The 22,703-nt window shown below is 40.5% G+C and carries 16 protein-coding genes; 10 read left to right on the top strand and 6 right to left on the bottom strand.

Going from position 1 to position 22,703, the window contains the following annotated elements; translation table 11 throughout:
* The first annotated feature begins 659 nt into the window (after window positions 1-659).
* The 3 genes from ACE1AT_RS11835 (at window position 660) to ACE1AT_RS11825 (ending at window position 4,736) form a co-directional block, all read left to right on the top strand.
* Entirely contained in the window at window positions 660-2,963 is a 2,304-nt protein-coding gene (locus tag ACE1AT_RS11835; protein ID WP_374868458.1) for an ATP-binding protein, read from the top strand.
* A complete protein-coding gene (locus ACE1AT_RS11830) occupies window positions 2,911-3,357 on the top strand; it encodes a response regulator (RefSeq protein ID WP_374868456.1) in 447 nt (148 codons plus the stop codon). Before ACE1AT_RS11835 ends, ACE1AT_RS11830 begins: the two co-directional genes overlap by 53 nt.
* Before the next feature lie 197 nt (window positions 3,358-3,554).
* On the top strand, window positions 3,555-4,736 hold the full coding sequence (locus ACE1AT_RS11825; protein ID WP_374868454.1) for an ATP-binding protein: 1,182 nt from the start codon (window positions 3,555-3,557) through the stop codon (window positions 4,734-4,736).
* A gap of 188 nt (window positions 4,737-4,924) precedes the next feature.
* Here ACE1AT_RS11825 and ACE1AT_RS11820 read toward each other — a convergent pair whose 3' ends face one another.
* Window positions 4,925-5,203 carry a hypothetical protein gene (locus ACE1AT_RS11820; RefSeq protein ID WP_374868452.1) on the bottom strand — a complete coding sequence of 93 codons (279 nt, stop codon included), beginning with the start codon at window positions 5,201-5,203 and terminating at the stop codon, window positions 4,925-4,927.
* 348 nt (window positions 5,204-5,551) lie between these two features.
* On the opposite strand from ACE1AT_RS11820, the gene ACE1AT_RS11815 reads away from it, so the two are divergent.
* Window positions 5,552-6,025, top strand: a complete 474-nt coding sequence (locus ACE1AT_RS11815) for a CYTH domain-containing protein (protein WP_374868450.1) — start codon at window positions 5,552-5,554, stop codon at window positions 6,023-6,025.
* A 126-nt stretch (window positions 6,026-6,151) separates the two neighbouring features.
* Here the strand turns inward: ACE1AT_RS11815 and ACE1AT_RS11810 are convergent, their stop codons facing one another.
* Entirely contained in the window at window positions 6,152-7,450 is a 1,299-nt protein-coding gene (locus ACE1AT_RS11810; RefSeq protein WP_374868448.1) for a hypothetical protein, read from the bottom strand.
* 442 nt (window positions 7,451-7,892) lie between these two features.
* Here ACE1AT_RS11810 and ACE1AT_RS11805 point away from each other — a divergent pair, with 442 nt between their 5' ends.
* Together ACE1AT_RS11805 and ACE1AT_RS11800 are read left to right on the top strand one after the other, a co-directional pair.
* Window positions 7,893-8,111 (top strand): hypothetical protein, encoded by a 219-nt coding sequence (locus ACE1AT_RS11805; RefSeq protein ID WP_374868446.1) that lies wholly within the window; start codon window positions 7,893-7,895, stop codon window positions 8,109-8,111.
* Window positions 8,112-8,439: 328 nt separating this feature from the next.
* Window positions 8,440-9,213: a hypothetical protein gene (locus tag ACE1AT_RS11800; RefSeq protein ID WP_374868444.1), complete on the top strand. Its 774-nt coding sequence runs from the start codon at window positions 8,440-8,442 to the stop codon at window positions 9,211-9,213.
* 105 nt (window positions 9,214-9,318) lie between these two features.
* On the opposite strand, the gene ACE1AT_RS11795 is transcribed toward ACE1AT_RS11800, so the two are convergent.
* Window positions 9,319-10,641 carry a hemolysin family protein gene (locus ACE1AT_RS11795; protein WP_374868442.1) on the bottom strand — a complete coding sequence of 441 codons (1,323 nt, stop codon included), beginning with the start codon at window positions 10,639-10,641 and terminating at the stop codon, window positions 9,319-9,321.
* Window positions 10,642-11,195: 554 nt separating this feature from the next.
* Between ACE1AT_RS11795 and mfd the strand changes: the two genes are divergently transcribed.
* Complete coding sequence (mfd, locus tag ACE1AT_RS11790) at window positions 11,196-14,807, top strand: transcription-repair coupling factor (RefSeq protein WP_374868440.1); 3,612 nt, start codon at window positions 11,196-11,198, stop codon at window positions 14,805-14,807.
* A 31-nt stretch (window positions 14,808-14,838) separates the two neighbouring features.
* The gene (locus ACE1AT_RS11785; protein WP_374868438.1) at window positions 14,839-15,426 is read left to right on the top strand and encodes a Uma2 family endonuclease; all 588 of its coding nucleotides are present in this window, start codon (window positions 14,839-14,841) and stop codon (window positions 15,424-15,426) included.
* A 2-nt stretch (window positions 15,427-15,428) separates the two neighbouring features.
* Here the strand turns inward: ACE1AT_RS11785 and ACE1AT_RS11780 are convergent, their stop codons facing one another.
* Window positions 15,429-16,157, bottom strand: a complete 729-nt coding sequence (locus ACE1AT_RS11780; RefSeq protein WP_374868436.1) for a Uma2 family endonuclease — start codon at window positions 16,155-16,157, stop codon at window positions 15,429-15,431.
* Between the two features lie 173 nt (window positions 16,158-16,330).
* Here ACE1AT_RS11780 and acs point away from each other — a divergent pair, with 173 nt between their 5' ends.
* Both acs and ACE1AT_RS11770 read left to right on the top strand, forming a co-directional pair.
* On the top strand, window positions 16,331-18,301 hold the full coding sequence (gene acs, locus ACE1AT_RS11775) for an acetate--CoA ligase (protein ID WP_374868434.1): 1,971 nt from the start codon (window positions 16,331-16,333) through the stop codon (window positions 18,299-18,301).
* 217 nt (window positions 18,302-18,518) lie between these two features.
* Window positions 18,519-19,193 carry a tetratricopeptide repeat protein gene (locus tag ACE1AT_RS11770; protein ID WP_374868460.1) on the top strand — a complete coding sequence of 225 codons (675 nt, stop codon included), beginning with the start codon at window positions 18,519-18,521 and terminating at the stop codon, window positions 19,191-19,193.
* A 62-nt stretch (window positions 19,194-19,255) separates the two neighbouring features.
* Here the strand turns inward: ACE1AT_RS11770 and ACE1AT_RS11765 are convergent, their stop codons facing one another.
* Together ACE1AT_RS11765 and ACE1AT_RS11760 are read right to left on the bottom strand one after the other, a co-directional pair.
* Window positions 19,256-21,964, bottom strand: a complete 2,709-nt coding sequence (locus ACE1AT_RS11765) for a glucosidase (RefSeq protein ID WP_374868432.1) — start codon at window positions 21,962-21,964, stop codon at window positions 19,256-19,258.
* A 247-nt stretch (window positions 21,965-22,211) separates the two neighbouring features.
* Window positions 22,212-22,391, bottom strand: coding sequence for a DUF1622 domain-containing protein (locus ACE1AT_RS11760; protein ID WP_374868430.1), 180 nt, complete (start codon window positions 22,389-22,391; stop codon window positions 22,212-22,214).
* Window positions 22,392-22,703: the final 312 nt, after the last annotated feature.

Here is a 22,703-nt window from a genome sequence, read left to right as displayed (position 1 = left end):
AAAACTAGCGTAGGTTGGGTTGAGGAACGTAGACGCGCCCTGCGCGGCTTCTCGCAGAGTAACCCAACATTATCAAGGCTTTGTTGGGTTTCGCTTGCACTCAACCCAACCTACATTTCTTCTTAACTGAACCGTATTGACCCAGATGTATATAGATGGTTATTACATGTGCATTTGTATTCATGCTTTGACAAGCAACAAATAATTAATCATGCACATAAAAGTTCCTAAATCTTAATCAAGATACACATTGTATAGAGGTAAGAATAAACTACTTTTAATATTTTTTAGCTGATGACTTTTGTTTAGCTTGTTAGACTGAGAACGCAATGTCAATTGGGAAGTGTTATTAAAAGTAAGCAAAGAATTCAAAGGTATATTGTTCAAGTAAAAGCTTCTGTCTTGATAAATTGAGGAAGATTGTCATCTTTTATGTCTGGCTCTCACTATACTGCGATTAAAAGATAAGTTACAAAAATTAATTTATTAAATCCCCTCGTAGAGTCAAGAGTCCAATAACTAATAGTTTGTAGTAAGCACTTTAGTACTTAAAAAATAAAGACTGTTCGCGCACAATTTACATTTGACAGAGTACTAGGGTTAGGAAATCAAATCAGTGAACTGATAACTGATAACAGCAAGAAAACAGGAGAATCGTGATGGTAATGGAATTTGAATTGCAAAATATAAACTTAACAAGTTTAAAAGAACCATCAATTCATACGATTAGTCAAATTCAACCCCACGGAGTGCTTTTAGTTCTGGAAGAACCAGAGTTAAATATTTTGCAAGTCAGCAGTAATACCTATGAGGTTTTTGGGATTACTCCTGAAAATATGCTGCAAAAAAAATTAGAAGATTTACTTGATCCTTTCCAAATAGAGAAAATCAAAGCTGGACTTTTACAAGAAAGTCTAGATATGATCAATCCTACAAAAATTTGGGCAAGAGTTAAAGGTGATGAATATGTAGTATTTGATGGTATTTTTCACCGCAACACAGACGGATTTTTGATTTTGGAATTGGAAATAGCCTTTTCTCAGGAAAATATTCCGTTTTTAAGTTTCTATCATTTAGCCAGAGCATCTATTAATAAATTAGAAGAAACAGGAAATCTCCACGACTTCTGTCAAATTCTTGTGCAAGAAGTCCGAAAAGTCACAGGATTTGACCGAGTCATGTTATATAAATTTGATGATGATGGGCATGGCTCTGTAATTGCTGAAGAAAAATTAGCAACTATGGAATCTTATCTGGGTTTACATTATCCAGAGTCAGATATTCCTAGACCAGCAAGAAAATTATTTGCTTCTAATTGGATTAGGATAATTCCAGACACTCATGCTGAACCTGTAGCAATTTTTCCTCCTATTAATCCAATCAGCCAACGTCGCCCAGATTTCACAAATTCGATTCTCAGAAGTCCCTATTCATGCCACATTGAATATTTACATAATATGGGTGTTGGTGCTTCTTTGACTATTTCTTTGATTAAAGAAGGACTACTTTGGGGATTAATTGCTTGTCACCATCAGACACCTAAATATGTTTCCTATGAGATGCGAAAAGCTTGCGAATTCTTGGGAAGAGTAATTTTTTCCGAACTTGCAGATCGAGAAGAAACAGAAGATTATGACTATCGGATGCGGCTGACGTATATCCAATCATCATTGGTTGAATATATGTCCCAAGAAGAAAACTTTATTGATGGGTTAGTTAAACATCAACCAAACATACTAGATTTAGCTAATGCTCAAGGTGCAGCGATCTGTTTTGGTGGTAATTACACTTTAATTGGTGAAACTCCCAAAGAAGAAGAATTAAATTTCTTAGTCCAATGGCTCAAGAATAATGTTGAAGAAGAAGTCTTCTATACTGATTCTTTGCCAAGTCTTTATCCAGATGCCCAAAACTTTAAAAATGTTGCTAGTGGATTATTAGCAATTCCCATTTCTAAACAGAATTATGTGTTATGGTTCCGCCCAGAAGTGATTCAAACTGTGAATTGGGGTGGCGATCCAAATCGAGCATTTGAGGTAAATACTTCAGATGGAAATACGCGTTTGTGTCCGCGTAAATCTTTTGAATTGTGGAAAGAAACGGTTCGCTTAACTTCTCTACGCTGGCAATCAGTGGAAGTGAAAGCTGCATTAGAATTGCGAAAAGCAATAGTCAATATTGTATTGCGCCAAGCAGATGAATTAGCACAGTTAGCCCATGATTTAGAACTTTCTAACGCAGAATTGAAAAAATTTGCCTACGTCGCTTCTCACGATTTACAAGAACCACTAAACCAGGTAGCAAACTATGTGCAACTACTAGAGATGCGCTATGAACAATTACTCGACGAAGATGCAAAAGAATTTATTACTTTTGCCGTTGAGGGAGTCAGCTTGATGCAGACGTTAATAGATGATGTGCTAGCATACTCGAAAGTAGATATGCAAGCGATCGAATTTGAACTGACGGACGTTGAAACAGCTTTAGAACGCGCCCTAACTAATTTGCGGAAACGCATCAGTGAAACAGGCGCTGTGATTACCCATGATGATTTACCAACTGTCATGGCTGATGGTACTCAGTTGATGCAATTGTTCCTAAATTTAATTGGAAACGCGATCAAGTTCCGCAGCGATAAAGCACCAGAAATTCATATCGGTGCTTCTCGCTTAGAGGAAGAATGGTTATTTTCAGTCCGGGATAATGGTATTGGTCTTGATCCACAGTTTAGCGATCGCATTTTCGTCATCTTTCAACGCCTACACACACGCGATGAGTACCCAGGTACCGGTATGGGTTTAGCCATCTGTAAGAAAATTATCGAGTGCCATCGGGGACGAATCTGGGTAGAATCACAACTTGGTGAGGGTGCAACATTCTACTTTACTATTCCCGTGGGAGGACGCGATCGTGAGCGCAGAAGCGGACGAAAAGCACAAAACAATATTTTTGGTCGAAGATAATAAAGCCGACATCCGTCTGATTCAAGAAGCTTTGAAGCATAGCATGATACCGCATCAGATAATTACTGTGAGGGATGGTATGGATGCTATGGCTTATTTGCGCCAAGAGGGCGAGTATGCAGATGCACCCCGCCCTGACTTGATCCTCCTAGATTTGAACCTACCCAAAAAAGACGGTAGAGAAGTTCTGGCGGAGATTAAAACCGATCCCAGACTGAAACGTATTCCTGTAGTCGTGCTGACAACATCCCACAATGAGGAAGATATTTTTCATAGCTATGACTTACATGTGAACTGCTACATCACCAAATCCCGTAACCTCAGTCAACTATTCCAAATCGTCAAAGGTATAGAAGACTTTTGGTTATCTACCGTCACTTTACCATCGGAGTAGGGGATTGGGGATCAGGGATCGGGGATCGGGGATCGGGTATTAGGAAGAGACTTGTTAAAGAATTCTCCCTTTTCATGTCCTCCATGTCCCTTCCTCTTTCCCCATTCTCCGACCCCCGATCCCAATCCCCAATCCCCAATCCCCAATCCCCAATCCCCATTCCCCAATTCCCCATTCCCCAATTCCCCATTCCCACTATGATTGCAAACTCAATCAAAATTTTATTGATTGAGGACAATTTGGCGGAAGCTAGATTGTTACAAGAGTTTCTGAAGCAAGCCCAGTCTCATGAGTTTACTTTGCTGAATGTCAAGAGATTAGGTGATGCATTGTCCTTACTCAGTAATTGTAATGAGATTAGCTGTAATTTTGATGTGATTTTGTTGGACTTGACTTTACCAGATAGTCAAGGATTGACTTCCCTTGCACCTTTGATGAGTCAAGCTCCTACTGTACCAATCGTTGTATTAACAAATACTAATGATGAGAAACTGGCCTTAGAAGCGGTACGCAAAGGAGCGCAAGATTATCTTGTCAAGCGACAGGTAAATGTAGAAGTATTGATTCGTGCTTTAAAATATGCGATCGAGCGTAAGCAAACTTTAGAATCATTACGCGCAGTCAATCATGCTTTAGAAATTCGGGTAGAAGAAAGAACAGCAGAGTTAGTCAAAGCCCAAGAACTCAATCAGTTTAAATCTGAATTTGTTTCTATGCTGTCTCACGATATCCGTAATCCCTTAAATACAATCTTGCTGGCGGCGGGCTTATTACAAAATAGTGGTGACAAACTATCTCAAGAAAAAAAATTAACTCATTACAAATTAATTCGTTCTGCTATTAAAAATATGTCACAGCTATTGGATGAAGTTTCCCTATTGGGTAAAGCTGATTCCGGTAGACTTGAGCGAGAATTTTCTTTGCTCAATTTACAAGATTTATGTTGGCAACTGGTTGAAGAAGCGCAATTAATTGCAGCCGATAAACATATTACAATTGTATTTACAACTACTGGAAAACCAACCGAAGCATTAAGCGATGAAAATTTACTACGCCATATTTTAGGAAATTTACTTAGCAATGCTATTAAATATTCACATCCAGATAGTATTGTTTATTTTGAACTGAGATTTAAAAATAAAGCTGTCATTTTCAAAATCAAAGATGAAGGAATTGGTATTCCTTTAGAAGACCAAAAACAACTTTTTCAACCTTTCTATCGTGCTAATAATGTTGGCTCAATTCCTGGTACTGGTTTGGGGTTAGCGATTGTGAAAAAGTGCTTGGAGGCTCATGGAGGCGATATTACAGTTAACAGTGAAATAGGAGTGGGTACAACATTTACAGTGATGCTGCCTTTAGTTATACCGCAATCCTGAGTGGGAATAATAGCCTTGTTTACAACTTTTTGCTCAGTTTTTTTATACGGCAATTTGCCGTATAATATAAATAGTCAAAGTCCATCTTAAATGATCTCGTAGTAAGCGCTACTCTGCCTTGAAGCCGCTCCGCGTCTATAGCGAAGACAGCGCTTACTACAAACATTGAATTTTTGACGCCGACTTACTTATAAACGTTGGTGAGGAAAAAAGATGGCGTAGTAAAGCGATGGATCGATGCGGTCAGTGAAGGGACGGTATAAACATCGATCTTGGGTGAAATCTGGTCTATCTTCTTCGGATTGATCGTCTTCCTGTGCTTCTGCTGTGCGGCTACGGACAGATTGTGTTAATGTAGCCAATTTTGACCATGCAATAGAAAAGGGATTTTGTAGATATTTTTGAACTACTGATTTGGGTTTATTATCTACAACATCTACAAATACATCCTCCATATTCTTCGACATACAATTTCTCCTTTACAAAGTAGGGTTTGGTAGCACAATTTTGTCTTGCCAATGTCAATGTTTGGGAACACTTCAACTTTTCTCAAAAATTACTTAAATTATGATTGGGTGCAACTAAATCAATTTATGCACTTTATAACGTAAGACCTAAGCAATTTTCAAAAAACTTAAGCTTACATATGAATACTGGATAGCTAAATATAATTCCAGAAACAATATGTAAACAAATATGAAATATATAGAGGATTCCTATTTGATTTTTGCAAAAAAAACTCAGTACAGTTTTTTTCAAAATCAAATAGAATTCTATAGTGTTTAACCCAATATCAACTAAATCAAGGGGTAACAATGGCGAAAGAAATAGAGCGTAAATTTTTAGTTAGAGGAGATAATTGGAGAAAAATAGCTAAGGGTAGTGTATATCGTCAGGGATACATAGCTACACAAAAAGAAGCTACTGTACGTGTTCGTATAGTAGGCAACCAAGCTTATTTAACGATAAAAGGCCCCAGTATTAAATATTCTAGGTCTGAGTTTGAGTATCCAATTCCGATTGAAGATGCTCAGGAAATGCTGGATAAGTTATGCAATCGCCCCATTATTGAAAAAACTAGATACAAAATTGAGTATGGTAGTTTGATTTGGGAAATAGACGAGTTTGAAGGTGTTAACAAAGGGCTAATCTTAGCAGAAGTCGAACTCAGCGAAGAAACGCAACAAATAGAATTACCACCTTGGATTGCTGAAGAAGTTTCAGAAGATCCCAAATATTTCAACAGTAATTTAGTCAAAAACCCCTTTTCACAATGGACTAGGGCGTAACAAGTTAAAAGTCAAAAGCCAAAAGTCAAAAATTATTCTCCCTTGTCCACGCCACGTGCTACAACGCGGGGGACCCGCAAGGGCGCAGTGGCTCCCCTTGTCCCCTGTGTCCCCTTTCCCACCCCTCTAATCATCTTCCCTGCTTCCTTCCTCAAGACGCTTTTGCCATTCTGCGTCAATTTGCTTGCTATGTTCAACTTCTTGTTCTAGCAAGTCGGTTTCGGTGGAGTAGACCAAATCTTCTTTACCAATAAATTTTTCGGCTGCAAACTGTCCTGCATAGTCAATTTTTTGTTGTAATTGAGTATCTGCACTTGCTAATACTTTGGCTCGTGCTTGTCTGGTGCGGTTGCGTTCGGCTATTTTACGATTACGCCATTGAAGCCAGAAATAACGCACCAATGGTATTCCCAAGAAACCGATACCATAAGCTAACAGCAGCCAGTAAATCCCTTGAGCAAATGCTACTAGTCCGCCTAAGACTGCTGCTGCTGTACCATCTCTTAACAAACTTCCCAGAATTAAAGCACCAACGATATTTACTACACCCAACCCAGCACTGAGAAGAATTTGTCCTGATGAAGCTGCACTAAAACGCCAGGGTAACTCTTCGAGATAAGATGAAATTGAGCGATCGCGTTTATTTGTTGCACTAACTTGTAAATCTGGAAAATAGTACACGATTTGCCCTTCTGGACTGACTTCTGGCCGACCATTAAAGCGAGTCAATACTGGCAGCATATAATCTTCATACTCTTGTTGATATGTCTCACCAATATCATCAAGGTAGGGAGCTATTTGTTCAGCTACCACTGCATTTTTATTTTTGCGAATTATTGCCGCAATTCCCTTCCAGCGACGTTTTTCTAAGTTGGCGTTGGGGTTCCCATCACCAAACAGAAACGAAAATACTGCTTCCAAAAAGTTCAGATCGCTTTGTCTGCGTTCCCTTCGTCGTTCTTGATTATAGCTATCGTAGTTGGGGCTGAAATACCAAAATAAGTCAGGAAAATAGAAAAAGCCTACGCCAAAATCACCACCGCGATCGCCACTATCACGATCTGAGTTAGCAGACATAATAATCACAAGGATGGTGATATAAATTAAGGCGATAGAAGCTATCAGTAAAACGCCAAAAGAAATCCGAATTATATAAAACAGAACACTCCAAACTTTTTGCCACCACTCCTGCAACTGTAGCCGCAAGTATTTGTTGCGTAAGATATCTCGAAAATTGCGCGGAAAAAGGTAAACAATATCGCCTGATTCCGCAACCTGCATATGTCCATTCGCTTCAGATGCAAGTGCCAATAATCCAGCACTTGCAATTTCGACATTTAATCCTGCTTGGGTTGCCACATCGCCTACCGTGACACGATAACCCAATCGTTCTACAGCCTGCATGATGGCGGGATTGGGAGCCATTGCTCTCCCCTCCTAATTGAAAACTACTCTTTCTTATTCAAGTATAAAGTTTTATTTTTCGGGGCTTGGTGGTGGGGGAGAAGGGAAGGGGGAAACGGGGACACGGAGACAGAGGGAAACGGGGAAGAAGGGAAGGGGGACATGGAGAATATTTTTTCTACACCTATGAGGGGATGTATTGTCTCAATCTCTGTTAATCAAAACTCCTTTACCTGTTAGATTTTCGCTTTTGACATAGTTTCCTCACAATGTACCTTTGGATAGTTATGTCAATACCTTAAAATATTTATTAATATAGTTATACAGAAATTAATAGTAGGCAGGAACAATCGGCACATGTAAATCACATGTTTATTCCACTAGTAGCGAACTAAGCTACTAGTGAGTTTTCGTAGATATGCAGATTTTTTGCCCATTTTTTAACTAACGGAGACATTGAAGCATGAATAACCAGCAACCTTCTGAACCCAAGGAATTTGTTGGCAATCTTAAGAATGGAATTTGGCTGTTTGGCATTTCGTCTTGGTTGTTTGGCATTACAGATAGAAGTATTGCTTCTTTTGCAGATGGATATCTATCTGCATTGGATTTGACGCAATTATTCACAGCAGCTACATTTTTTGTAGCATGGCTATTTTTAAAGCCTACAACTAATCCATAAAGGCAACTAGGCTCAAGCAATCGATAAAGCAACGGAGGGTATGCCAAAATGTGTCAGTATTTTTATTTCATCGGCAATTAAAATCAGGGTAATTCTGCAAATATCTACGGATTACCCTAGTTTTATGTAAAAATTCAATATATTAGCCGGAAAGTAACTTAATTATTATTCGCTACGAATTAATGAAATGCTGTAATTGGTAATTGGTAATACCAACGATTTCCCGATCCCCAAGATTGTGTGTAACTCTAAAAACCATCACAAGCTTTTACGCTTCTGTGTTAATCCAAAGCCATGATGGAAAAACCTTCATGGGAGCTAAAGCATAATGTATTTTAACTTTTTTCTCAGTTCCAGTATTGGAATTGTAGTTTCCGTATTGCTAATTTTTAGTATATTCCAATGGTTTCATGTACCTTCTGGCAACTTTTTGGATTGGGTGATTGGGGGTGCAAGTTTTTGGTGGTTATTAGTGATTGTGACAGTACCTTGGAATGTCTACTTTAAAGCGAAAGAAGTATTAGCAGAAGCAGAACAATCCACGGAAAAAGAAATCCCTGTTGATGAAAAACAAGTTAGTTATGTAAAGAGTTTGGCAAAGCGATCGCTCTTAATTGCCATTGCTTTACACTTAATTTCAGCTATTGGTCTTTATATTCTGGCTGTCAAAGGTATTAGTGCTGTCGGATATTTCGGTTCTGGTGCGGCTTTACTCTTAACAGGTTTACGTCCAGCGATCAGTGCTTATGAATATTTATATACACGCTTAACTTCGATTGGTAATGAATGGAAGTATCCCCGCCAAGATATCGTCGAACTCCGCAACCGCTTTGATGGGATGGAAGACAGGATGAAGCGTGTAGAAGAACAACTAGACCCGGAAAATTCTTTCTCTATAGTAGCAAATCAGCAGCGTTCATCAGAAGAAACACGTAAAGATTTAGCTCGGATCTCTGCAAACTTAGAAGAATTGCGTGCCACAAATCAAACAGAACACGAACGTTTAGCAAGAGAAGCAAGGACTGCGATCGCTCAACTTTCTACCGACGGACAATTTCTCGATCATGTTCGTGAGATCATTAGATTTTTCAAAACAGCCTGAAAATGGGGATCGGGGATCGGGGATCGGGAAGAGACTTGTTAAATAATTCTCCCTTGTCTCCCTTGTCTCCCTTGTCTCCCTTGTCCCCCGTGTCCCCCGTGTCCCCTAATCTCCTTCCCGATCAGCTGTTTGCATCTGTTTTGGGATCACCAAGACTTTATCAACGCGGTTCCCATCCATATCCATGACTTCAAAACGCATTCCTTGCCATTCAAAGTGATCTGCGGCTGCGGGAATTCGGCCGAGATGGGTAATCACAAAACCACCCAATGTTTGATAATTGCGTTGATGGATTCTGAGATATTCTTCAAGGTCGAACATTTCAAAAAATTCTTCTACAGATAACATTCCATCTAATAACCAAGAACCATCTTCCCGTTGTACAGCTTGGGGATTTTCTAGTTCATCGGCTGTAGGAACATCACCAACGATTTCAATCATCACGTCGTTAAGAGTAACTAATCCCTGAATTACACCATATTCATCTACCACCAACGCCATGTGAGTAGCAGTTTGTTTAAATAATTCTAAAACCTTTAAGCCACGGCTGCTTTCTGGCACAAATTCAGCCTTTCGCAATCCGACTGTTAAATCTAGCTGTTCTCCGCACAAACTCCGAGCTAATAAATCAGTCACAGCAATTATACCGAGAACATTGTCTAATCCTCCTTGACAAACCGGATACCGAGAATAACCATTTTCAATCACCTTTTGACGATTTTCTGTGGCAGAATCATCTAAGTCTAACCAGACAATATCAGGACGGGGTGTCATAAACGAACTGACAGGGCGATCGCCTAAGCGAAATACTCGCTCGACCATATCTTGTTCGGCTTCTTCAAAGGTTCCCTCTTCTGTACCTTGCTCGATTAAAACCCGGATTTCTTCTTCCGTGACTTGTGGTTCGGTAGACGGTCTAATACCTAAAATTCGCAATACTGCGTCAGTGGAAATACTGAGCAAATGAACTATTGGTGAGCCAATTGTTGCTAATAGCTTCATGGGAATAGCAACTACAGAGGCAATCGGTTCTGGGTGGTTTAATGCAACTCGCTTGGGAACCAATTCACCAATAATTAACGTAAGATAGGTAATAATTAAAACCGCTATAACAGAAGCCGCTGCATCTTTATACTGTACCAAAAAAGGGATAGAACTAAAAATAGGAACTAGTCTTTTGGATATGACTGATTCGCCAAAAGCACCTGATAAAATTGCTAGCAGAGTGATTCCTACCTGGACAGTAGCCAAGAATTGATTGGGAGAAGATGCGAGTTCCAGAGCAACACGAGCCTTTTGATCTCCCCGTTCGGCCATCTGTTGGAGGCGTACTTTTCGAGCTGAGACAATCGCCAACTCTGACATGACAAATAGGGCGTTGGCAAAGATTAGTAATAAAACAAGTAAAATTTCCGCAGTTGGTGACATTATTTAAAATTGCCGATGCTATCGGCAACCATACTTAAATTTAATTTAAATCAGTACCTGGCATTTAACACTTACAAAAATTAGGGGTGTAAGGGTATAAGGGTGTAAGGGTATAGGGAAAAAATCCTTTACTATGTAGGGTTTAAAGCCTACCAAGAGAAAAGGATGTATTACTCATGTACCTCCCGAAGCATTTGATAGACGAATGAGTCATTAGTTATTATTCATAAGTGATTAGTCACAAAAAAAGACTGTTTCCGTATATTAGCTATTGTCCAGTTGTAATTGTACTAGGGACTAACATATTTTTAAGCAAGATACCCCTGGGCAATAATGCCCAGAACGAGAGAATAAAAAATAAGCCATAGTAACACCTATTAACATAGAGAGATCATGTCTTTGCCGCCAAGTTAATTGCCAATCCCCAATCCCTGATCCCTTATCCCTAATTTTTCCAGCAAGGCTCTATTCTCGTTGAGATTTCTAAAATAGTTAAAGTCAACGCTATGATTGTGCATTGCTGGTCAGAACGACTCCCACTTGTTTAAAAAGTTATGGCATTTTCTTCCATTGTGCGCGCTTTGGGGCGATCGCCGCTCACCACAGAATTTATCTCCAAGCTAAATCGGCAAAAAGATTTACATTTAAATGGCCTTCCTCGCTTACCAAAAGGCTTGGTAGCTTCGGCTTTAGCTCAAACTCAGGAACAAAATTTGTTTGTGGTCTGTGCCACTCTGGAGGAAGCCGGACGCTGGACAGCACAACTAGAGGCGATGGGATGGCAAACGATACATTTTTACCCGACATCTGAAGCATCTCCCTACGAACCTTTTGACCCCGAAACCGAAATGACTTGGGGACAAATGCAAGTTTTAGCAGATTTGATAAAGAGTCAAGGGAAAGAGGGAAACAAGGGAGAGGGGGAAGACAAGGAAGAGAGGGAAGACAAGAAAAAAAATTCCCCCTTGTCCCCATTGTCCCCCTTGTCCTCATCTGCGAAGTTCGCAATCGTCGCCACTCACGCCGCTTTACAACCCCACCTACCACCACCAGACGCATTTGCTCCTTTCTGTCTCACGCTCAAACAAGGGATGGAGTTGGATTTAAGTAGTTTTAGTGAAAAACTAGCTAGTCTGGGGTACGAACGGGTTGCTTTGGTAGAAACAGAGGGACAGTGGAGTCGGCGTGGTGATATTGTTGACGTGTTCCCTGTGTCTTCTGAATTACCAGTCCGTTTGGAGTGGTTTGGTGATGAAATTGAGCAAATCCGAGAATTTGACCCCACAACTCAACGTTCGGCTTTAGATAAAATTGACCAATTAATTTTGACCCCGACTAGCTTTGCGCCTGTGGTGATGGCTGCTTTGAGTGGAGAAAGGCTAGAAAATGTCAAAACTTATCTTTCCGCAGTCGAAAAAGAACAGTTTGAAGCAGGGACTTCTTTTGAAGGTAGCCGTCGCTTTTTAGGTTTGGCTTTTACACAACCAGCTTCATTGTTAGATTATTTACCAGCAAATACACTTCTTGCCATTGATGAGCCAGAACAGTGTCACGCTCATAGCGATCGCTGGGTGGAAAATGCTGAGGAACAGTGGCTACTTTTAGGCAGCCAGGGAGCAGATGAGGACGAAGGTGATCGAGCCTTAGAAGCAGCCTTAATCGCTTTACCGAAAATTCATTGTTGGTTTGATAATTGTTTAGCTGCTTCCCAAGCCTTTAAGAAAGTATATCTATCAGAAATAGCTGAAGAAAATCAAGGTATAAACCTTGCTAGTCGCAGACTCTCAACGACGCCACACGCTTATGCCAAAATTGCCGAAACTCTCAGACAAGAACGCGATCGCAATTTCTCGGTTTGGTTAATTTCGGCACAACCCAGCCGTTCTGTCTCGCTGTTGCAAGAACACGATTGTCCGGCTCAGTTTATCCCTAATCCCCGCGATTACCAGGCGATTGACAAGTTACAAATTAATCACGTACCAGTTGCTTTCAAATACTCCGGTTTGGCAGAATTGGAAGGTTTTATTCTGCCGACTTTTCGGACTGTAGTTGTTACTGACCGGGAATTTTACGGACAGCACACTCTGGCAACTTTTGGTTATGTCCGCAAACGTCGCAAAGCTGCTTCTAAACAAGTAGACCCCAACAAATTACGTCCCGGTGATTACGTGGTTCACAGAAACCACGGTGTCGGTAAATTCCTCAAACTGGAAAGTCTCACAGTTAACTACGAAACTCGTGATTACTTAGTAGTGCAATATGCAGATGGTTTGCTGCGGGTAGCTGCTGATCAAGTTAATGCTTTGTCACGTCTTCGCACCACCAGCGACAAGCCACCAGAACTCAATAAAATGACTGGTAAGGCTTGGGAAAACACCAAGAACAAAGTCCGCAAAGCCATCAAGAAATTGGCGGTAGACCTGCTGAAATTATATGCAGCGCGATCGCAACAAAAAGGTTTTGCCTATCCGGTAGATATGCCTTGGCAGCAGGAACTAGAAGATTCGTTCCCCTACCAACCCACAACCGACCAGCTAAAAGCTGTACAAGATGTGAAACGGGACATGGAAAGCGATCGCCCGATGGATCGCTTAGTATGTGGCGATGTTGGTTTCGGTAAAACTGAGGTGGCTATCCGTGCTATTTTTAAAGCAGTCACCGCCGGAAAACAAGTTGCACTCCTTGCGCCTACTACTATCCTAACGCAGCAACACTATCACACTCTCAAAGAACGCTTTGCCCCTTACCCGATTAATATTGGTTTACTTAACCGCTTCCGTAGTCCCCAAGAACGGCGCGATATTCAAAAACGCCTAGCAAGTGGTGAATTAGATGTGGTTGTAGGTACGCATCAATTATTAGGTAAAGATGTACACTTCAAAGACTTGGGAATGTTGGTGGTAGATGAAGAACAACGGTTTGGGGTGAATCAAAAAGAAAAAATTAAAAGCTTGAAAACTCTGGTTGATGTGCTGACTCTCTCAGCCACTCCCATTCCCCGCACCTTATATATGTCTTTATCAGGTATCCGGGAAATGAGTTTGATTGCTACACCGCCACCATCCCGCCGTCCAATTAAAACTCACCTCGCACCCATAAACCCCGAAACAGTCCGTAGTGCAATTCGTCAAGAACTCGACAGAGGTGGACAAGTATTTTATGTTGTACCGCGGATTGAAGGTATCGAAGAAACAACAGATGGGTTGCGGGAAATGATTCCAGGGGCGAGAATTGCGATCGCTCACGGACAAATGGAAGCCAGCGAATTAGAATCGATCATGCTTTCCTTCAGCAATGCAGAAGCAGATATTTTGGTTTGTACGACGATTATTGAATCTGGTTTAGATATTCCCCGCGTCAACACAATTTTAATTGAAGATGCCCATCGTTTTGGTTTGGCACAGTTGTATCAATTGCGAGGACGGGTAGGACGCGCAGGAATTCAAGCTCACGCTTGGTTATTTTACCCGAAACAACGCACATTATCTGATGCTGCTCGCCAGCGATTACGAGCTATCCAAGAATTTACACAGTTGGGTTCCGGGTATCAATTAGCCATGCGGGATATGGAAATTCGCGGTGTTGGTAACTTGTTAGGTGCAGAGCAATCTGGACAAATGGAAGCGATCGGCTTCGATTTATACATGGAAATGTTAGAAGAAGCGATACGAGAAATCCGAGGACAAGAAATACCCAAAGTTGAAGATACTCAAATCGATCTCAACCTCACAGCCTTTATTCCTGCTGATTATATTCCCGATATTGATCAAAAGATGAGCGCTTATCGTGCAGTGGCTGCTGCTAAATCCAAAGAAGAATTAACACAAATTGCTGCCGAATGGAGCGATCGCTACGGTGCAATTCCCAAACCTGCAAATCAACTATTGCGAGTAATGGAATTGAAACGATTAGCTAAAAAATTAGGCTTTAGCCGGATTAAACCAGAAGCAAAACAACACGTTGTTTTAGAGACTCCAATGGAAGAACCTGCTTGGAATTTATTAGCAGATAACTTAACAGAAAATCTCAAATCTCGCTTTGTTTATTCACCAGGAAAAGTCACAGTACGTGGTTTAGGAGTGTTCAAAGCAGATCAACAATTGCAAACCCTAGTTGATGCGTTTGAAAAAATGCAGGGTGCAGTTGTAGAGGCGGCGGTTGTTTAACATGTAGAAATAGGAAGTGTATTAATCATCTATGCAAGTACAAATCCCCAAACGCTACCACACCCCAGAAGAATATCTCGCACTAGAGGAAACAACTAACTACAAAAGTGAATATCGCGACGGAGAAATCATCCCGATGACAGGAGGGACAACAAATCATAATAAAATTGCCCTAAATTTTGCTTCTAACCTCAAATTTGGCTTGAGAGGACAAAATTACGATATTTATATCGGCGATGTCAAATTATGGATTCCTCGTTATCGCCAATACACCTATCCTGATGTGATGCTCATCCAAGGAGAACCGCTCTACACGGGAACGGGTACGACAACTGTAATGAATCCGTTGCTCATTGTTGAAGTTTTATCTAAATCAACTAAAAACTACGATCAAGGCGATAAGTTTCTCTACTATCGATCAATTGCTGACTTTAAAGAATATATCTTAATTGACCAAGCCAGATATTATCTGATGCAGTACACCAAAACTCCTGATGAGAAATGGTTATTAACCGAGTATGAATCCCCAGAGGCAATTTTAGAATTAAGTTCTATCCAGTTCCAAATTAGTTTGAATGATATTTACGAGAAAGTAAATTTTGCCGAAACTGAAGAGTAAAACTAAATCTGATCAGCATCTATTCCCTGAGTGCGTAAAATCTCGCGCAGTCTAGATAATTCTTGCTCTGTTTGTTGTAAACGTTCCTCGGCCTGTTGGGCGCGTAATTTTTCTTGTTCCGCTAATTCTTCAGCAGAAGGTATTAACTTTTGTTCAAGTGTAAAGTAACGTAATTTGCCTTCATACACTCCCAAATAAAGTTCTAGTTGCTGACTCCATAATTTACCATCAGGAGTGGGTTGAATTTCTTGATATTTGCCATCAAGCAAGTGAAATCCCTGCAATTCTTGTGTAACAGGATCGAACCAGAAATAATCAGGGGTACGAAAAGTGTCTTGATAAAGTTGTTTTTTAAAGCCTTTGTCAACAGCAGCAGTAGAGTCAGATAAAATTTCAATAATTAAGTTAGGATATTTGCCTTCTTCTTGCCAGACTACCCAACTTTTACGGTCTTTTTTCTCGGTTCCCAAAACCACAAAAAAATCAGGGCCACGAAAATCCTCTGACTTTTTCTGGTTGGGACTATAGTAAACCGTCAAGTTGCCAGAAGCGTAAAAATCCTGGCGTTCTCGCCACCACAATTTGAGCATACCAATTAAGAGTTCGATTTGATCGCGGTGTAAATCACTTTCCAAAGGTGGTTCGTCACTCCATAAATCGCCGGGAGGAAAGAAAACTTCTGCGTCTGAATTTTTATCAAAGATAATCTGTATAGTACCAGGCTCAGACATAAGCAGTACCCTCTTGATTTATGTTTATTTTAACCAGTTTGCATATCCAGACTTCTTACATCCCTACCCTCTTTTCTATTTATCCTTGCATTTTCCATCAATCTTCATGAAAATCAAAACACTTATGGTAAATCTCCATACAAAATAGTTTGCAGAACACCATTGAAGTGATTATGTCTCAACCAACGATAGAATCAATCCTCCAAGAAAAACGCTTATTCTCACCTAACCCAGAATTTTCCCAAAATGCCCATATCAAAAGCCTAGAAGAATATCAGCATCTTTACGAAAAAGCCAAAGCCAATCCTGAACAATTTTGGGCAGAATTGGCAGAACAAGAATTAGACTGGTTTGCGAAGTGGGATCAAGTGTTAGATTGGCAACCACCGTTTGCGAAGTGGTTTGTGAACGGTAAAATTAATATTTCTTACAACTGTCTTGACAGACACCTAACTACTTGGCGCAAAAATAAAGCCGCGATTATTTGGGAAGGAGAACCAGGGGACTCACGCACCCTCACCTACGCCCAGCTACATCGGGAAGTTTGTCAATTTGCCAATGTGCTGAAACAATTGGGAGTGCAGAAAGGCGATCGCATTGGTATTTATATGCCGATGATTCCCGAAGCTGCGATCGCCATGTTAGCCTGTGCGAGAATTGGCGCACCCCACAGTGTGATCTTTGGTGGTTTTAGTGCGGAAGCTTTACGAGATCGATTAATTGACGCCCAAGCAAAATTAGTGATCACTGCTGATGGTGGTTGGCGTAAAGATGCGATTGTCCCTCTCAAGGAACAGGTAGATAAAGCTTTAGCAGATGGTACAGTCTCAACTGTGCAGAACGTCTTAGTTGTCCAGCGTACCCATCAAAAAACTAACATGGAACCTGGACGCGACCATTGGTGGCATGATTTACAAAAGGGTGTGAGCGCAGATTGTCCCGCCGAACCAATGGACAGCGAAGATATGCTGTTTATTCTCTACACTTCTGGTAGTACCGGCAAACCAAAAGGCGTTGTGCATACAACTGCTGGATACAATTTGTATACTCACATGACGACCAAATGGATTTTTGATCTGCAAGATACCGATGTGTATTGGTGTACAGCAGATGTCGGTTGGATTACTGGACATAGCTACATTGTTTATGGGCCGCTTTCCAATGGCGCAACCACTGTTATGTATGAAGGTGCGCCCCGTTCTTCTAATCCTGGTTGTATGTGGGACGTCATTGAAAAGTATGGTGTGACAATTTTTTATACCGCACCTACAGCGATTCGTGCTTTTATCAAAATGGGTGAGCATTTACCCAAAGCCAGAAATTTATCTTCTCTGCGTTTGCTGGGAACCGTCGGCGAACCAATTAACCCGGAAGCTTGGATGTGGTATCACAGAGTGATTGGTGGCGATCGCTGTCCAATTGTCGATACATGGTGGCAAACTGAAACTGGTGGAATTATGATCACACCGCTTCCAGGAGCAATTCCCACCAAACCAGGTTCAGCAACTCGTCCTTTCCCTGGAATTATTGCCGATGTGGTAGATTTGGAAGGTAATTCTGTTGGCGACAACGAAGGCGGTTATTTGGCAGTTCGCTATCCTTGGCCGGGAATGATGCGAACAGTATATGGCGATCCAGAGCGCTTCCGCCGGACTTATTGGGAACACATTCCCCCCAAAGACGGGAAGTACATTTATTTTGCAGGCGATGGCGCGAGACGAGATGAAGACGGCTACTTCTGGGTGATGGGTCGAGTTGACGATGTAATTAATGTATCAGGGCATCGTTTGGGGACAATGGAAATCGAATCAGCCTTAGTTTCCCATCCGGCAGTAGCTGAAGCGGCGGTGGTAGGTAAACCAGATGAACTCAAAGGTGAAGATATAGTAGCTTTTGTGACACTAGAAGGTGGTAATACCCCCAGTGAAGAACTGAATAAAGAATTGAAAAAACACGTCGTCAGTGAAATTGGTGCGATCGCTCGTCCTGGAGAAATTCGTTTCACCGACGCTTTACCTAAAACCCGTTCTGGTAAAATTATGCGGCGGTTATTACGTAATTTAGCCGCCGGACAAGAAGTATCAGGTGATACTTCTACATTAGAAGATAGAAGCGTGTTAGATAAGCTACGAGAAGGCGCTTAATTTGTAGCCAATTCTATGCAGAAATACTCTGCGTCCCTCCGCGTTTAAAAACACTACGATTTTAGGCAAAGTAGAGACATAGCAATGCTACGTCTCTACATTTGCACCGCACAGATACAGAGAAGACAGAGAAAAGTAGAAATTTTGGTATTTGAAAATTGTTAAAATATTTATTTACTATAGATATAAATCCCAAGTAATCAAAAATTACTGCGTGATGAAACCAAAAAATCCTTTCCAATCGAGATTAGGTCAAACTGCTTGTTACTTGAGTTTGGGTATTTTGATCGTCACAAATACATCGCAGTTTGTTTCTGCACAGGTACGCTATTCTGGTAATCCTAAACAACACACCCAGGAGCAAAGACTAGCACAATTTCCTGGTGGTGATAGTGGACAGACAGAGCGATCGCAACTAATTCAAATAGCAAATACTTTATTGAACCAAGGTAATTTACCTGGTGCGGAAGAAAATTTACGGAAATTTATCAAGAAGTATCCCAAAGATGCTTTTGGATATTTTCAGTTAGGAAATGTTCTGTTTCGTCAAGAAAAAAAAGACGAAGCTATTAAACAATATCAAGAAGCAATTCGTTTAGATTCTAAATACGCCCTTGCACACAATGGTATTGGAGTTGTGTTTGCCAGTCAAGAACAATGGGACGAAGCGATCGCAGAATATAATAAAGCACTAGCAATTAATCCCGCTTACGGTGATGCACTGACTAATTTAGCTCAAGCGCTGTGGGAAATTGGTAAACGAGAAGAAGCGATCACATCTTTAGAAAAAGCTTTAAGTGTTTTTAAATCCCAAAATAGACTACAAAGGGTACAACGAATTCAAGAGATTTTACGGAAGCTGAAACCTGATGATGACCCAAGTGTATCGTGATCATTTGTAGATGCAGGCTTTTCGCCTGCTCTACTGATGTAAAAACGTGAATTGATGAGTTTTTATCCTAGAGCGATCGCTTTACTTTTCTTCTCTATCTCAATCTCTTGATTTTGTCCTTCATACTCACCAAATTGCTGAATAAGCTTGGCGACTAAACCAGTCCATCCAGTTTGGTGATTCGCCCCAATTCCTGCTCCATTATCACCATGAAAATATTCATAAAACAGAATCAAATCTCGCCAATGGGGATCAGTTTGAAACTTTTCAGTTCCACCATAAACAGGTCGTTGACCAGAGGAATTTCTTAAGAAAATTCTGATGAGTCGTTGTGATAATTCAGATGCAACTTCCCAAAGCGTCAACATTTGACCAGAACCTGTAGGACATTCAACTTTGAAATCGTCTCCCAAGTAGTAATAAAATTTTTGCAGGGATTCAATGAGAAGGAAATTCACCGGAAACCAAACTGGACCGCGCCAGTTAGAATTACCACCAAACAAACCACTACTAGATTCAGCAGGTTCATAATCCACTCGAAATTGTGAGCCATTGACATCAAAAATGTAGGGATGATCAGCATGGAATCGAGAAACTGCTCTTATACCATAGTCTCCGAAAAACTCAGTTTCATCTAACATTTTTTGCAGAATTTGCCGCAATTTATCTCTAGAAACAATCGCTAATAATCTCCTAGCACCTATACCTTTTGTTTCCATACAAGCTACATTTTGACGCAAGTCAGGACGATTTTTAATAAACCATTCTAATCTCTGCTTAAAACCTGGAAGCAAATTTAATATCTCTGGATCAATAGTTTCAATAGCAAACAGAGGAATTAGCCCTACCATTGACCGGACTTTCAAGGTAATCTGTCGATCAGGCAGATGCAATATATCATAGTAAAACCCATCTTCTTGATTCCACAAGTTAGTTTTCTCTTTGCCAATATGATTCATCGCATCAGCAATATAAAGGAAATGCTCAAAAAATTTGGTGGCAATGTCTTCATAAACTGGGTTAGTTATTGCTAACTCTAAGGCGATTGCTAGCATATTCAAGCAATACATTCCCATCCAACTTGTGCCATCTGATTGATCAATGTGTCCACCCGTGGGTAGAGAAGCACTGCGATCAAATACACCAATATTATCTAAACCAAGAAATCCCCCTTGAAAGACGTTATTTCCTTCAGCATCTTTGCGATTTACCCACCAAGTAAAATTCAGCAGTAATTTCTGAAAAACCCGCTCTAAAAATTGTCTATCTGTGCGTCCATACATTTTTTGTTCAATCTTGTAGACGCGCCAAGTTGCCCAAGCATGAACAGGGGGATTGACATCACTAAATTGCCATTCATAAGCGGGGATTTGCCCGTTAGGATGCATATACCATTCCCGTGTTAAAACATCCAGTTGATTCTTGGCAAAATCCGGGTCAAGCATCGCTAAAGGAATGCAATGAAATGCTAAATCCCATGCAGCAAACCAGGGATATTCCCACTTATCAGGCATAGAAATAATGTCTTCATTGTTGAGGTGAAACCATTCGCGATTTCTGCCATATTTACGTTCTGTTGGTGGTGTCAGTGTAGCAGAATCGCCCTTCAGCCATTTTTCCACATCGTAATAATAAAATTGTTTAGTCCATAGCATTCCGGCAAAGGCTTGGCGCTGTACCTGAAGCATATCTTCGCTGAGTGAAAAGGGAGTGAGGCGTTGATAAAATTCATCTGCTTCTTGCTGGCGTTTGGTAAATATTTCATCGAACTCTTGACTAAAAGGTTCATTTAAATTAGCTGTATTGCTCAATCGCAATCGAATAATTTTGGTTTCACCTGGATTTATGGTTAACAAATAGTGTACTGCTGCTTTTGTACCGATTTTCTCTGGATTAACTGCCTCTTTTCGAGCATATACAATGTAGTCGTTAATTCCATCTTTTACATAAGCATAAGTATTGGGAACTCCAAACAGTTTTTCAGAATTTGTCTCGTTTTCTGTGAATAAAAACTCTGTTTCTTGCTCGCAGTACATCCACCTTCTGCCTAAAGATTGATGAAAAGCTTCGATCACATTTAGGGAATTACCTAAATTAGTTTCTTGAAGTTTAGGTTTAGTTTCTTCTTGATTCCAAGACCAAGTATTCCTAAACCAAAGAGTAGGTAATAAATGCAGTGTTTTGAGTTCTGATCCTCGGTTAATAACTTGAATTTGAATCAGAATATCTTCATCTGAATTTTTGGCATATTCAACGAAGACATCAAAGTAGCGATTTTCATCGAATATGCCTGTATCTAACAATTCAAATTCTGGTTCTTGGCGACTGCGATTTCTATTTTCTGCAATTAACTGAGAGTAAGGAAATGCTTTTTGGGGATATTTATAAAGCATTTTCATGTAGGAATGGGTGGGCGTATTGTCAAGATAAAAGTAATATTCCTTAACATCTTCTCCATGATTTCCTTCACTTCCTGTTAGACCAAAGAATCTTTCTTTGAGAATTGGGTCTTCTCCATTCCAGAGAGTGACAGCAAAACAAAGCCGTTGATGGTCATCGGAAATTCCTGCTATCCCATCTTCACCCCAGCGATAGGCACGAGAACGGGCTTGATCATGGGTGAAATAGTCCCAAGCAGTGCCGTTAGGACTGTAGTCTTCTCGCACCGTTCCCCATTGGCGATCGCTTAAATATGGCCCCCACTTCCGCCATTTTGCCTGATGATTCCTGGCTGCTTCTAATCTAATTTCTTCCTGGGTTGGACTTGTCATAACACGCACCACCTTTTGCTTTTCAGCAGCTAATTTGAGTTAATTAATTTGTTATCTGAAGTATCGCGTTTTCACCCTAAATGATACTGAGTGTTTGATGAAAATTTTATAGTGAAAGTGCTAAAGTAAAATGCAGCATAGACTCAGTAAAAACTCATATTTTGGCAATCCAGCCTACATATTTTATTTAATCACTCGTATAAATTCACTGATTCAACATAGTTTTTTTATTTATTGCTTGCTCAATTTATTTGCTCAAGAAATAATTAAGAATAGTCCGCAAAGCAATTATTGCAGCTAGTTTACCAATTTCATCCCAAGTTGGGGCGATCACACTACGCAAAATATCAGCCGCTAATGCAAATTCCAGTGATAGAGTCAGGGATTTACCAAGTGATAGTCGAATTCGCTCTTTGCTATCATCCATGTTTTTACGATAGGGAAAATAGAGCATTATGGTTTTAATTGTGGCTTCAAAGGCAGCAAAACCTATATAATACCAGTTACAAAATCAATTCCTGTTGCTAACCAGGTAATTAAATTAGTGATTATAGCTTCCATAATGCTTTATTTCACCCATTGATACTCTGCGTTTCTCTTTGACACTCTGCGCTCTGAAGAGACGCAGATTCTCGCATCAGATTCAGCAACAGCCGAATCCAAATGGGCATTGTCAAGATGCCTCTAGACGCTCAGACCTGCTACCGATGCGATACAGGCGTTGCGCTTACTTATTCAC

The organism is Pelatocladus sp. BLCC-F211 (assembly GCF_041928655.1).
Taxonomy (GTDB): Bacteria; Cyanobacteriota; Cyanobacteriia; order Cyanobacteriales; family Nostocaceae; genus Pelatocladus.
This window is presented reverse-complemented; position numbering and strand designations above follow the sequence as displayed.

Coding starts and splice junctions, on each gene's coding strand:
- ACE1AT_RS11835 (WP_374868458.1), top strand. CDS start 660: ATGGTAATGGAATTTGAATTGCAAAATATAAACTTAACAAGTTTAAAA.
- ACE1AT_RS11780 (WP_374868436.1), bottom strand. CDS start 16,157: ATGTCTGAGCCTGGTACTATACAGATTATCTTTGATAAAAATTCAGAC.
- ACE1AT_RS11820 (WP_374868452.1), bottom strand. CDS start 5,203: ATGTCGAAGAATATGGAGGATGTATTTGTAGATGTTGTAGATAATAAA.
- ACE1AT_RS11760 (WP_374868430.1), bottom strand. CDS start 22,391: ATGGATGATAGCAAAGAGCGAATTCGACTATCACTTGGTAAATCCCTG.
- ACE1AT_RS11825 (WP_374868454.1), top strand. CDS start 3,555: ATGATTGCAAACTCAATCAAAATTTTATTGATTGAGGACAATTTGGCG.
- ACE1AT_RS11800 (WP_374868444.1), top strand. CDS start 8,440: ATGTATTTTAACTTTTTTCTCAGTTCCAGTATTGGAATTGTAGTTTCC.
- ACE1AT_RS11810 (WP_374868448.1), bottom strand. CDS start 7,450: ATGGCTCCCAATCCCGCCATCATGCAGGCTGTAGAACGATTGGGTTAT.
- ACE1AT_RS11795 (WP_374868442.1), bottom strand. CDS start 10,641: ATGTCACCAACTGCGGAAATTTTACTTGTTTTATTACTAATCTTTGCC.
- ACE1AT_RS11815 (WP_374868450.1), top strand. CDS start 5,552: ATGGCGAAAGAAATAGAGCGTAAATTTTTAGTTAGAGGAGATAATTGG.
- mfd (WP_374868440.1), top strand. CDS start 11,196: ATGGCATTTTCTTCCATTGTGCGCGCTTTGGGGCGATCGCCGCTCACC.
- ACE1AT_RS11765 (WP_374868432.1), bottom strand. CDS start 21,964: ATGACAAGTCCAACCCAGGAAGAAATTAGATTAGAAGCAGCCAGGAAT.
- acs (WP_374868434.1), top strand. CDS start 16,331: ATGTCTCAACCAACGATAGAATCAATCCTCCAAGAAAAACGCTTATTC.
- ACE1AT_RS11785 (WP_374868438.1), top strand. CDS start 14,839: ATGCAAGTACAAATCCCCAAACGCTACCACACCCCAGAAGAATATCTC.
- ACE1AT_RS11770 (WP_374868460.1), top strand. CDS start 18,519: ATGAAACCAAAAAATCCTTTCCAATCGAGATTAGGTCAAACTGCTTGT.
- ACE1AT_RS11805 (WP_374868446.1), top strand. CDS start 7,893: ATGAATAACCAGCAACCTTCTGAACCCAAGGAATTTGTTGGCAATCTT.